At 41.7% G+C, this 13,683-nt stretch carries 9 protein-coding genes; all 9 read left to right on the top strand.

What is annotated here, in order from left to right:
* The first annotated feature begins 132 nt into the window (after positions 1–132).
* The 9 genes from ftsY to NSQ49_RS03655 all read left to right on the top strand — a co-directional run bounded on the left by ftsY (position 133) and on the right by NSQ49_RS03655 (position 13,665).
* Entirely contained in the window at positions 133–1,140 is a 1,008-nt protein-coding gene (gene ftsY, locus NSQ49_RS03695; RefSeq protein ID WP_159862632.1) for a signal recognition particle-docking protein FtsY, read from the top strand.
* A gap of 287 nt (positions 1,141–1,427) precedes the next feature.
* Positions 1,428–3,800, top strand: coding sequence for a hypothetical protein (locus NSQ49_RS03690; RefSeq protein WP_251282818.1), 2,373 nt, complete (start codon positions 1,428–1,430; stop codon positions 3,798–3,800).
* Positions 3,797–4,732, top strand: coding sequence for an ABC transporter ATP-binding protein (locus NSQ49_RS03685; RefSeq protein WP_159862634.1), 936 nt, complete (start codon positions 3,797–3,799; stop codon positions 4,730–4,732). The genes NSQ49_RS03690 and NSQ49_RS03685 overlap by 4 nt, the downstream gene beginning before the upstream one ends.
* The gene (locus tag NSQ49_RS03680; RefSeq protein ID WP_159862635.1) at positions 4,729–5,577 is read left to right on the top strand and encodes an ABC transporter permease; all 849 of its coding nucleotides are present in this window, start codon (positions 4,729–4,731) and stop codon (positions 5,575–5,577) included. The genes NSQ49_RS03685 and NSQ49_RS03680 overlap by 4 nt, the downstream gene beginning before the upstream one ends.
* Positions 5,578–5,610: 33 nt before the next feature.
* Complete coding sequence (locus NSQ49_RS03675; RefSeq protein ID WP_159862636.1) at positions 5,611–7,257, top strand: hypothetical protein; 1,647 nt, start codon at positions 5,611–5,613, stop codon at positions 7,255–7,257.
* A 5-nt stretch (positions 7,258–7,262) separates the two neighbouring features.
* Entirely contained in the window at positions 7,263–8,267 is a 1,005-nt protein-coding gene (locus tag NSQ49_RS03670) for an AAA family ATPase (protein ID WP_251282820.1), read from the top strand.
* Entirely contained in the window at positions 8,267–9,133 is an 867-nt protein-coding gene (locus NSQ49_RS03665; protein ID WP_159862638.1) for a DUF58 domain-containing protein, read from the top strand. The genes NSQ49_RS03670 and NSQ49_RS03665 overlap by 1 nt, the downstream gene beginning before the upstream one ends.
* A gap of 7 nt (positions 9,134–9,140) precedes the next feature.
* The gene (locus NSQ49_RS03660; protein ID WP_159862639.1) at positions 9,141–10,913 is read left to right on the top strand and encodes a vWA domain-containing protein; all 1,773 of its coding nucleotides are present in this window, start codon (positions 9,141–9,143) and stop codon (positions 10,911–10,913) included.
* A complete protein-coding gene (locus NSQ49_RS03655; RefSeq protein WP_159862640.1) occupies positions 10,897–13,665 on the top strand; it encodes a VWA domain-containing protein in 2,769 nt (922 codons plus the stop codon). Before NSQ49_RS03660 ends, NSQ49_RS03655 begins: the two co-directional genes overlap by 17 nt.
* The last annotated feature ends 18 nt before the right edge of the window (positions 13,666–13,683 follow it).

Here is a 13,683-nt window from a genome sequence, read left to right as displayed (position 1 = left end):
TATACATAAAGGAAGTTTTGTAATTTAGCTGATCCGAATAAGTTGTTTTACTGAATTGATTAAAGCGGAAGATGCGAGACTCATTCGGAACAAACAGCATGCAGCAAAAAGCTATTAAAAGGAAGTGAAAACATGAGTTTCTTTAAAAAACTAAAAGAAAAAATCACAAAACAGACAGATAGTGTTACAGAAAAGTTTAAAGACGGACTAACCAAAACCCGCGATAATTTTTCAAATAAGGTAAATGACCTTGTTTCAAGATACCGGAAAGTAGATGAGGAATTTTTTGAGGAACTGGAAGAAATCTTAATTGGAGCGGATGTCGGTTTTGACACTGTCATGGAACTGGTTGATGAACTGAGAAAAGAAGTGAAGCGCAAGAATATTCAGGATCCGCGCGAGGTTCAGGCAGTTATTTCTGAGAAGCTTGTAGATATTTATGACAGTGCAGGAGAAACTTCTACAGAATTAAACATTCAAAAAGATGGACTTACAGTAATCCTGTTTGTAGGTGTTAATGGTGTCGGAAAAACTACGACAATCGGAAAACTTGCCCATAAGTTCAAGAGTGAAGGAAAAAGTGTCCTGCTTGCGGCAGGTGATACTTTCCGTGCGGGAGCAATTGAACAGCTAGAGGTATGGGGTGAACGTGTCGGTGTAGATGTCATTAAGCAGGGAGCCGGCTCTGACCCTGCAGCTGTCATGTATGATGCTGTCCAGTCTGCCAAGTCCCGCAAGGCTGATATTTTAATATGTGATACAGCAGGGCGCCTTCAGAACAAAGTTAATCTAATGAAAGAATTGGAAAAGGTCAAGCGCGTAATTGAAAGAGAAGTACCTGGTGCCCCTCACGAAGTATTGCTTGTTCTTGACGCTACAACTGGACAAAATGCCATGATACAGGCAAAGACCTTCAAAGAAGCAACGGATGTTTCCGGGATTGTTCTTACAAAGCTGGATGGTACTGCAAAAGGCGGCATCGTTCTGGCAATCAGAAATGAGCTGGAAATACCGGTGAAATTTGTAGGTTTAGGTGAAAAAATGGATGACCTTCAGGAATTTAATGCAGAACAATATGTGTATGGCCTTTTTGCCGACATTGTCGAAAAAGAAGCAGATGCAGAAGAAGAGGAAGAATAAAAAATATCCTGACAAAACAGCCTGAGAACATTCTCAGGCTGTTTTTTTACGGTATTTAAATAAAAAACAGTTTGAAAATTACATTTATTAGTGTAAAATTACACTATGTAGTACTCTTCCTTGTTTTTGTCTGAAAGACAAATAATTTTATATTCTCAGGAACTTTTTGTCATTAGTCTGCGTCTATAAAATGGAAGAAGTTATCAGAATGAGAAAAATTTATAGTCGTTAAGGAAGTCTATAAATATTAAAAGCAGATACTTAAGGTATTAAAAGGGGAGATTGGGTTGCGCAGAAAAATAAAAGTTATTATTATGGCTTTCTTCTGCTTTGTATTTATGTTTCATCCATTTCAATCAGCAGAAGCTGCCTCAGGCATTAAAGTTAGTCTGGATGAGGGCTTTGGCGGAAAAGTAAAAAGAGGTGAGGGATTCCCTCTTAGGATTAAGATGGAAAATACAGGTGAGGCATTCAGCGGGAATTTGCTGATAAGTTACCATCCTTCTTACAATACCAGCGGTGCAGTAACTGTAAAAGTAGAGCTGCCGGCCGGTTCAGCAAAGGAATATCTGGTTACGGTACCTGGAATAACGGAGGATCATCCCTCCATGTATCAGAACATTCCCTTGCTGACTCTTTATGAAGGAGATTGGAAAGATGGGAAAAAAGTCAGTTTTACTGGTGAAAAAACATTAAAGCCGAAATTTATAGATATGGCAACTGAAGTAATTGGCGTTCTTAGTGAAAACTATGATCGAGTAAAAGAGCTGAGGACACTGCCATCTAAATCGATGCTTGAGCTTAAAAGGGAAGATTTGCCCGATGACGCCACAGGATTGGAAACGCTCGATTATCTGATTATTGATGAATTCAAGATTTCCCAGCTTAGTGACCAACAGCAAAAAGCGATAAAGGACTGGGTTTTCCGCGGTGGAACTTTGATTGCAGGAGGAGGACCGGATGCAGGCGGCACATATGGAGAGCTGTATTCTCTGCTGCCGATGAAATTAGAAAATGAATCATCCGCTGCTGTCAAATTCCTGCAGCCGGCAAAGGGAGAAGAGCCGGAATTTCAAGAGCTCAACTTTTTTACTGGCCCGGTTGAAAAGAGTGCAGAAGTTATTGCTAAAAGCGGTGATCTCCCTGCAGCATTGAAGAAGGAGTATGGAAGCGGGACGATTTTACAGACGGCTTTTTCATTGGGGGATGAGCCTTTATCTTCATGGCAGGGGTATGACACATGGTTTGATGGCTATATTAAACAGGCATCAGGTGCAGGCACTGGTTCAAGCCCCTATTCACAGGATTATCTGGACCAGCTTTATTGGGAATTTGCAGAAGTAAATGAATTCTTTCCTGCATCCAATTTTTCAGTCGGACAGCTTATTGGACTTTTCGCCGGCTATATTATTCTCATAGTGCCTGTGCTTTATTTTGTGTTAAGAAAGCTTGATAAACGGGAGCATTCCTGGTGGATCATTCCTTCTATAGCCATACTGATGGGGGCAGCTGTCTTTGGAATGGGAGCAAAAGACAGAATTTCTCAGCCGCAGCTGAATCAGATGGGGATATATAAGTTGAATAACAATCTGCTTACCGGATACCAGGCTTCAACCCTGCTGTCAAATAAAAGCGGTGAATATATCCTCTCAATGCCAAAAGGTGAATTTAATGCTGTGGTTTATTCTAACAATTCAACGTCTTCTGATCCTCTAAGAGGCGGAATCATGGCTGAAAAAGTAAAATACAATGAGATTATTTTCCCTGAGGTGGGGTATTGGTCATCCAAAACCATCTACGGAAAAGCTCAAACGGAAATAAATGGGGAATTAAAAGCGGACCTGACTCTTAAAGAAAAAAAATTAACCGGAACTATCAAAAATGAGAGTGACTTTAATTTTGAAGAATTATATATTTGGTCAGGCAATGATGCAATAAAACTGGGTTCAATCAAAAAAGGTGAGACAATTAAAGTAGATAAAACGATAAAACAGTCCCTCTTGAGCAGACCGTACGGCGGAACATTTAATGGAGCATCCCCTGCCAATGGACAGAATGACATTAATAGGTTAAGAAAAGAAAGGCTTGAAAGTGCCTCTTCTACGTTCCTGCTCGGAGATGCATCTCAGCCGGTCCTGGCAGGTATTACAAGAGAATCTGTCATTGATGTAGCAATGAAAGGAAAGAAAGCCAAACAGAATAATACCAATTTGATTCTTCAGCCATTTGAGGCTAAAAATGAGTTTTCCGGCTCATTTACATTGAAGGAAAGTATGATGGCAGCTGATTGGCATGTGTCTAAGGGCCAAATTTATGAAAAAGGCATAGGCAGCACAAGTGGTGAAATGATGCTTGAAGACGGAGAATATGAATATTCTTTAAGTCTTCCGAAGCAGATGAAAGAGAAAAGCTATAGTCTCGAAGAAATTTCCTTAAAGATTAATAGCCAAAGCGTTCAGTATTCAATTAAAAACCATAAATCAGGTGAATGGCTGCCGATTGAACCGGATCAAAGGAGCTTAAAGCTGACAAGTAAAGATGACTTATCACAGTATGTTTCAAAAGATGGCCGATTTATTTTGAAGCTTATTAAGTCTTCACAGGGAGATCCTTTCGTTCAATTACCTGCTGTAACAATTAAAGGGGAGGTGGCAAAATGATCGAAATAATAGATTTAACGAAACGGTATGGAAAATTCACAGCACTTGATTCCTTAAACCTTAATATTGAAAAAGGCAGTGTTTTTGGCTTTGTCGGACAGAATGGTGCAGGAAAATCAACAACCTTCTCGATTTTGGCAACCCTGCTTGCCCCAACTTCGGGATCGGCTTTTGTCAACGGGTATGATGTGCAAAAGGAGCCTAAGCTTGTGAGAAAGCAAATAGGCTATATGCCGGACTTTTTCGGGGTTTATGATCAGCTAAAGGCTGATGAATATCTGCACTTTTACGGAGCAAGTTACGGAATTCCATTTGCAGAACGCGAGAAGCTGATTCCGCAGCTGCTCGACCTTGTTAACTTATCACATAAAAGAGAGTCATATGTGGACCTTCTATCAAGAGGCATGAAACAGCGCCTCTGTCTTGCCAGATGCCTAATTCATGATCCCGAAGTCCTGATCCTGGATGAGCCGGCATCAGGACTTGACCCAAGAGCAAGGGTTGAAATGAGGGAGATATTAAAAGAATTGAAAAGTATGGGCAAAACGATTTTAATATCTTCACATATTCTGCCAGAGCTTGCAGAGATGTGCGATACCATCGGCATTATTGATCAGGGTAAACTGGTGGCTCAGGGGTCGGTTGCTGATATCCAGGCACAGCTCAGAGGAGAACGGCTGATTCTTGTAAAAGTTCTTGGAAATGTGGAAACTGCCATTTCCTTTTTTGAAGATGATCCTAAAATTTCCAAATTATCATTGCATGAAGAAGGGGCATCTATCCAGTTTATTTATAAAGGGACTGCTGAAGAGCAAAAAGAGCTTCTTAAAAGGGCCATTTTGAATAATCTGGCAATCACCAGCTTTGCTGAAGTGGAAACAGATCTGGAGGATGTCTTTATGGAAATTACAAAGGGAGTTGAGCTGACATGAAGAATTTAATCGTGAATCCAGTACTTAATAAAGAATTCAAGCTCCGCTTCCGAAGCTTTAAAAGCTACCTTGGTGTCCTTTTTTACCTATTGGCATTAGGGATTATCATTGTTGGTTTTATTATTATTGAATCACTGTCAAACAACATGCCGGGATTTTTTAAACCGGATCAGAGCCGGACAATGTTTATGGTTTTATCTATACTGCAGCTTGGCCTGATTCTGTTTATAACCCCGGGATTAACAGCAGGGGTTATCAGCAGCGAAAGAGAGAGGCAGACCTTAAATATCATGCTAACGACCACCCAAAGCTCTTCAAGCATCATATTAAGCAAGCTAATTTCCTCCATTTCATATTTAATTTTGCTGATTGCGGCAAGTTTGCCTCTTTATAGCTTTGTGTTTTTATTTGGAGGTATTTCTCCAGGACAGCTCCTCATCACAATGGGATTTTATTTGTTTACGATCCTGGTTTATGGAAGCATTGGAGTTTTATTTTCGACACTGATTAGAAAAACCATTGTCTCGATGGTTACCACCTATGGGGTTACACTATTTTTAGCAGGCGGAACGGCATTCCTAACTTTGATTTTTATGCAATTAACAAATGCCTACGGGTATTCAGGGACTCAGCCGACAAATCCTTTGCCATATTTCCCGGCTATGCTCAATCCGGTCATTATTCTGATGAGTACCTTTGAGCCTGAAATGACCAATGAAATAACAAGATCAACAGGCATTGAATTTCCTTTGTGGATTTCATACTTAATTTCTTACACATTGATTTTCATTGGAGCTGTGCTGCTTAGCATAAAGAAACTTCGTCCCAATATGAAAAAGGGTTAGCAGTTTATTCGGGCAAATCCCAAGGGGACGGGTTTGCCCGAAATTCATAATAAGGGAATGATATCGGTGGAAGACCGCAATCAATATGTTAGACTCTTAAAACCGGTAAAAAGACAGCTCCTGTTTCAGCTGGTTGTTAAGGAATTTCAGGTTTTCCTTTTAACAGCTGCTGTCCTGGCCTTTTTTCTTATGATTGCAGCAAGATTTTTTGTTATCCCGTACCTGCAAAACTATTTCCTGATGATTATATTACTCTCAGCACTTTTCGCTATTTTTAAAATTTGGAAGAAACGGCCGGACATAACTCAGGCGGCATTACTGTTCAATAGGTTTGTAGCCGACGACAGAGTCATTACTGCCCATTCTTTCCTTGAAAATGATGATATTCTCGCAAGATTGCAGCTGGCGGATGCAGTCAAACATATGAAAAAGGTTCACCATCAGGTTTTAGGCAGGAAGAAGGTTTTCATTCTTCCCAAGCATCTTTTAATTTGTTTGGCTTTATTTGGGATGGCGATGTTTTTATACATGCTGCCGGGAGAGAAAATGGAATTGGCCCAAAAGCGGGAGAAGGAAATGGAGATAGTTAAAGAAGCCAGAGAGGAACTTGAGAAAAAAGCCGAGAAGGAAAAGAATCCTCAAGTAAAAAAAGCATTACAGGAAGCAACAGAGAAGATTGCAGGAAAAAAGTCAGCTGAGGAAGCTTTGAAAGAATTAGAGAAACAAACAAAAAGCTTTGAGTTAAAAGCAATTAAAGAAAAAGAGAAATCATTAGCCCTGGAAACTATGAAAAACAATCTTGAAAAGAACGGGTTAGAACAATTAAGCCAAATGCTGAAAGATAAAGATCTGGCTTCATTTGGAAAAGAGTTGTCTAAGCTCAACAAACAGAATGCGAAACTTAATGAAGATCAGAAACAGGCCTTGAAGGAGCTTACTGGCAGTGAAACACAAATATCCGAAGAAGAGCTTTCAAAACTTCTTGAACAGCTGGAAAAAGCTATGCATTCAGAAGAGCTTTTAAATCAGCTGGCTGCAGCACAAGATGCACTTCAGAGTTCAGGACTATCATTACAGCAGCAAATGGCAGCGAATGGAATGCCGCCTGGCCAGCTTGCATTCGCTCCGCCTGGACAGCCGGGCAGCTCTGGTAACACTTCCAATATGCCTCAGCAAGGACAGCAGAATAATTCAAATCAGCAAAATAATCAAAATCAGCCTGGAACTAGCTCAAATAACGGAAATAGCAGCGGGTCAGGAACAGGAACCGGGAATGGCAGCGGTTCAGGCTCCGGCTCCGGAAATGGTTCAGGCTCCGGCTCCGGAAATGGTTCGGGATCTGGTGCAGGGACAGGTTCAGGCACAGGCACAGGTACGGGAAGCGGTCTTGGAGGAGGTGCAGGACACGGACAGGGATCCAGGGATCTGCTTACCATTCCATCAGGAATGGAAGGAAAGAAAAATATTGAAAATGATAACGGCAGTCTTGGACAGGGGACTTCTGGCCAGCAGTTTGAAGGGGATGGCCCTGTTTTAAAAGGAACGATCAGACCTTACAGTGAAGTGTTTGGGAATTATCAGAATTCATATAGACAGAGCACAGACCGGTATAAGCTGCCGGCTGATTTAGAGGAAATTGTTAAAAATTATTTTACAAGTATTGATCCGGATAAGGAGTGACTTCAATGTCCGCAACACAGGAAAAAGTGCAGCAATTCGCACAAGCAGCAGATATTATTGCGAAAGTGAAGGATGAGATTCAATCATTTATAGTGGGACAGGAAGAGGTAGTCGAACAAGTATTATGGAGCATTATCTCCGGCGGTCATGTATTGCTTGAAGGATTGCCGGGTCTTGGTAAAACGATGCTCATTAAGACTATTGCAGAAGTGCTGGATCTGAAATTCTCCCGCATTCAATTTACACCTGATATTATGCCATCAGATATAACGGGAACCATGCTGCTTCAGCCAGACGATGCAGGCAGGCAAACATTCAGTTTTCATAAAGGGCCGATATTCGCCAATATTATCCTGGCAGATGAAATTAACAGGGCCACACCTAAAACACAAAGTGCACTGCTTGAGGCAATGGGAGAAAAAACAGTTACCATTATGGGTGAAACAAAAAGGATGGAAAATCCATTTTTTGTTCTTGCAACTCAGAACCCAATTGATATGGAAGGAACTTACCCTCTGCCGGAGGCTCAAACGGACCGGTTTCTATGTAAAATAAATGTAGCTTATCCGACGCAAGCTGAATTAAAAGAAATTGCCCGGAGAACGACTGGTGTACTAAAAACTCATTTAAATAAAGCAGCTGGACTGAATGATGTAATTGTTCTTCAGGAACTTGGAAGAGAAATCCTCGTTTCAGAGGAGATCCTGGATTATGCTGTATGGCTGATCACAGCCACACACCCGGATTCAGAGTATGCACCCGAAACTGTTAAAGAAAACGTCCAATATGGCAGCGGTCCCCGCGGCCTTCAGAGTCTCATAAATATGGCAAAGGCAAGGGCATTGTGCTCAGGCAGGTACAATGTTTCAATAGGCGACCTAAAAAGTGTTGCCTATCCGGTTTTACGCCATCGTCTCATCTTAAACTTTGAAGGAGAAGCAGCGGGGATTACAGCAGATTCGATTATAGAAGCTCTGATAAAAGAAAATTTCCGGGGAGCTAATAGCTGATGAACAGCCATCAAATCCTTCTTGGAAAGCTGCAGAAGCGTAAAATTTCTGTAAAGACCAGGAAAAGAGGGTTTCATTCAGGTTCCAGACAATCACATAAATTCGGATCTTCCATGGAATTTTCTGACTTCAGGGCATATCAGCCTGGAGACGATATCCGGCAAATAGATTGGAATGTCTTTGGCAGGACACAAAAACATTATATTAAACGTTTCCTGGATGAGCAGGAACTATCTATTGCTGTTTATCTGGATGCCACTTCATCCATGACCAAATTGGAAGAAAAATGGGAATATGCCAAAGCGCTGGCTGCTGCTTTGAGTTTTATGATTCTTTCCGGGGAAGACCGTCTCCTGTTTTCACCGGTTTCTTCTTCCGGCTCACAGCCTATCAAAAGAAAAGGGTCTATATACAGCAGGCGAACATTCATGGAGATCCAGAAAATAGAACTATCAGCCCTTTCAAGTAACTTTCTGGGCAATCTAAAAGGCACTCTTTCAAGACATCAGCAGCTTGCTGTAATAATAGCCGATGGCTTTGAACCGCTTCAGGAATGGGAAATCCTGTTTAGGAAGTTAAGAGGGCTGAAACAGGAGTTCTGGCTATTTCAGGTCCAGGCCAAAGAAGAAATAAAACCGTCATATTCTGGAGACGTAAAGTTAATTGATAGTGAAAGGGGGGCCGCTGTAAATGTGAGTATGAGTCCTTCCGTATTGGCCGAATACGAAAAGCGTTTAAAAGAACATAATGAACAGCTTGAGATTCTATGCAAACGGTATGGCGGCCAATATATCTATGCCCCTGAAACAAGAGATCTTCAGACAGTTCTTTTCAGGGATCTGTATGCGAAGGGGCTGGTCAGGTGAGAACAAAATGCAATTCTTAAATCCTGTATATTTTGTTTTATCCATTTTTATCGGAGCGGTTGTCCTATTTTATTTCTTTCGGAAACAGTATACAGAAAAGACCATTTCCTCCAATTTGCTCTGGGAACAGGTGCTGAATGAGTGGCAGGCTTCCCCTTGGCTTAAAAAACTTCAGCAGAATCTGTTATTTTGGCTGCAATTATTGGCACTGCTATTATTGATGCTGGCTCTTGTGCGTCCGTTTTGGCTTGAAGATTCATTAAAAGGAGAACACATAATCATCATTATAGATCCATCTGCCTCTATGTCGGCTGACAGCGGAGGGAAAAGCCGTTTTGAAATCGCAAAAGAGGAAATGCTTGGCCTTGCGGGAAAGCTTAATGGCCAGCAAGTAAGCTTGATTCAAGCAGGAGAGAAAAGTGAGATTCTCTTAAGCAGGGAAGATGATTCAAATGCTATTCGAAGAACTATTAAGAAGCTGGAGCTTACTTATGAACATGAAAATATGGAAAAAGCCATCTTATTGGCAGAATCCCTATCTTCAGGAAAGGACACCGCTCTTCATGTTTTTTCAGATTCGGCTGCCAAAAAAGATTTTATGAAGGAATCGGGCGGTCTATACACGGTGGTACATAATATTGGAGAGAACGCAGCAAATGTGTCGCTGCAGTCATTCGGGACAGCGGCCGAGGGTGATCGTATTTCAGCAGTTGCAGTGATAGAAAACCAGTCTTCTGAAAATATAGAGACAGGCGTTACAGTAAAATCTGAGGAAGAAGTACTGTTTGAACAGAATGTATCATTAAAAGCAAAAGAGGATATAACCGTTCAAATTAAAGATCTGCCGGTAAAACCTTATTACGAGGCAGCTATCACCATTAGCGATGGCTATAGTGCAGATAACTCAGCAGCCTCTATTTACACTGACCCAAAACCAAAGGTTTACACTATGGGAGATGTAAATCCATTTGCAGTGAAAGGCTTTCAAACTATTGGTGCCGAACTGCTGCAGACAGATCCGTCTGCCCTCAAAGGCTTGGAAATGAAAGGTGTCGTTGTAGCTGAAGGAAGCACATTATCGAAACTTCCAGAGCTGCCGATGATCTTTTTCAATACAAGCAAAAATAGAATAAAACTTGATGAAGCAATTACAGGTGATGATGATCGGCTTTTGGAATATGCAAATTTTGAGAAGGTATATATCAGTTCTGCATCCGCCGTTCTGAAAGGGGAATGGGAGACTGTATTGAAAAGCGGGGATATTCCTTTAATTCAGAAGGGAATGCATAATGGGCAGCCAATAATTATCGTCAATTTTGATCTGGCTGACACAGATTGGCCTCTCCTGCCGGGTTTTCCAATCTTTCTATATAACTCTTACCAGTGGCTATCCCAGCAATCAGAATTCCTTGGGTATTTCAGCTCCGGAGAAGAGAGATGGATTAATATAGGCAATGGAACTGGAAGCTGGGAAATTTTCAATAATAAAGACGAAAATCTATACTCTCTAGATCTAAACGAGGAAACCTTTAAAGCTCCTATAGCCCCCGGAACTTACCAGGCGGTATCAGGGAATCAGATTTATTATTTTTCCGTCCTTCTGGATGAAAGAGAGAAAAGTGCAGGAACAGAAGAATCCTTTACACTGAATGCAAAATCATCTGAAAAAAACAGCATGACCCAAAGGCCAAATGAAAGTTTCTGGTTTTGGCTTTCTTTAATAGCTTTAATATTGATTGCTATCGAATGGGAGGTATATCGCCGTGGGTATAGAGGTTAAATATCCCTTCCTGTTACTGCTCCTGATCCCTGCTGTTATTATCGTCTTTTTATTTATTCGAAATCAAAGGGGACAAGGAAGTGAAAAGTTTTGGATTGCCGGTCTAAGGCTGGTTATTTTCTCTTTAATCATTATTGCACTGACCATTCCCCAAGTACTCCTTCCCGTCAAAGGGCAGACTGTCATATTTCTGGCTGACCGTTCTGCAAGCATTGGCTCAAATGAGGAAGCACTGGCCTGGATAGAAAACAGCACCGGCTACAGGAAAAAGGATGATCAATTTGCCGTTGCGGCTTTTGGAAAAAATGCAGTGCTTGAACAAAATTTGGGCAGAAACCGTGAAGTTATATCCGAATTTAATGGGATGGCTGACAACTCTCAATCGAACCTGGAAGCGGGCCTGCAATTTGCCGCTTCTCTCATTCCGAGGGAGTCTTCCGGCAGAATTGTCTTGATGTCGGACGGGAATGAAACGGAAGGAGAAAGCCTGGCAGCAGCTGCAATATTAAAAAATCGGAGTATCGAGATTGACCATGTTCCACTAAGAACAGCAGCAGGTGAAGATGTTTCAATCTCAGAATTAGACGTTCCTCCTTCACTATATTTAGGGGAAGAGGCTCCGATTACAATAGAAGTTACCAGCAATATTGCCAAGGAAGCTGAAATCAGACTTTCTGTAAATCATAAAGAAGTTTTAAAGGAGACTGTTCAAGTAAACGAAGGGAAAAACATTTATACGTTTACCCACAAAGCGGATACCGCAGGGTTAACAGCTTATAAAGCAGAGATAGCAGCAGACCGGGATGCCTATACTGAAAATAATACCCTTCACTCGATAGTGAATGTGAAAGGAACTCCTAAAGTTCTGATTGTACAAGGAGAGGACGCCGGTGATATTTCAAATCTGTTAAAAGGTTCTGGCCTGGAGACAGATACGGTTATTCCAGAGAAGCTTCCGACCGTTCTGTCGGGCTATTTGCAATATCAGTCGATCATTTTTAATAATGTCCCCGCAACAGTTATTTCAGCGCGGCAAATGACACTGATGGAGAAGGCGGTGAAGGAATTCGGCACTGGTTTTATCATGTTTGGCGGTGAAGAAAGCTTCGGTCTGGGAGGCTATTTTAAAACGCCGATTGAGAAATTGCTTCCGGTGGATATGGATATCAAAGGGAAGAAAGAAATGCCCTCCTTGGGTCTTGTGTTAGTTATGGACCGTTCCGGAAGCATGGCAGGAAATAAAATCGAATTGGCAAAAGAGGCGGCTGCCCGCTCTGTTGAACTGCTTCGTGAAGAAGATACACTCGGATTTATTGCATTTGATGACCGCCCATGGGAAATCCTTGAAACCAAGCCTCTCAAGGATAAGAAGAAGGCCATTGAAAAAATCAAATCCATTACACCCGGCGGGGGAACAGAAATCTTTACCTCTCTTGAACAGGCTTATAGTGAGCTTGAAGATTTAAAGCTGCAGAGGAAGCATATCATTTTGCTGACAGATGGACAATCAGCCGCAAATGGAGACTACGAGTTTCTAATCAAAAACGGGAAAGAGAAGAATATTACTCTCTCAACTGTTGCACTTGGTCAGGATGCTGATAGAGGGCTTCTTGAAGAACTTGCGGGGATGGGATCAGGGCGTTTTTATGATGTTACTGACTCTTCCGTCATACCTAGCATTTTATCTCGTGAAACCGTAATGGCTACAAGAACTTATATCGAAGACAACCCATTTTACCCAAATATACAGCCTTACCCTGACTGGTCCTCTCTTTTTGAAAATGGTGTGCCGAAGATGAATGCCTATATAGCTGCAACGGCCAAGCCGCGGGCACAGGTGCCATTGTTAAGTGAAAAAAAAGACCCTATACTTGCTGAATGGCAATATGGAATAGGGCGGACAGCGGCTTTTACATCCGATATTTCGGGTAAGTGGTCGGGAGAATGGGCCAGCTGGGAAAAGTGGCTGTCCTTTATTAATCAGCTTGTTACTAAAACCCTGCCGCAATATGAAAGTGAACCATATAGAGTTGATGTCGAGAACAAGGATGGTAAAACAGTGCTCACCCTGGAGTCTGCGGGAAGCATTTCTTTGCCCATCGAGACATCCATCGTGTCAGAAACGGGTGAACAGGTAGAAGCTAATATGAGACTTACAGCTCCAGGTAAATATGAAGCGCAGATGCCTGAAAGGGAGGGAATGTATTTTTTAAATATTAAACAGACTGATGAGAATGGAAAAGTTCAGGTTCATCAAACCGGATTTACCGTTCCCTATTCTGAAGAGTATCTGCAAAAGGGAACAAATAAAGAGCATTTGAAGTCACTCTCAAATATGACTGGAGGCAATGAGCTGGCGAACGGTGAAGAAGCATTCCTGCCGCTGAAAAAAAAGGCAAGCACCAAACAGCCGATCAGTGAATGGCTGCTTCTGGCTGCATTCCTGCTATTTTTCTTAGAAATTGCAGTAAGGCGCTTTGGGCTTACTGGACTCGCAGCGGGAATTTTGAAGAAAAACAGAAAAGTGATAGAAAAGCCTGTGAAGATACCAAAACTTAAAGCTTCCGGAAATAAACCGTCTCCTGCCGATCAGGAGTCAGTTAGTCTTCAAAGGGAACTACCTGTAAAGGAAACACCTGAAAAAATAAAAACAAGGAAGCCAAACCGGACAAGGCCAGCAGCAGAACCCTCGCCTCAGGAAAGAGAAGAGCGGATGAAAAGACTGCTGGATGCAAAAAACAGGAAAAAATAAGTGGAATCAAAGTTGAAG

This window comes from Cytobacillus sp. FSL R5-0377 (assembly GCF_038004385.1).
GTDB lineage: Bacteria > Bacillota > Bacilli > Bacillales > Cytobacillaceae > Cytobacillus.
This window is presented reverse-complemented; position numbering and strand designations above follow the sequence as displayed.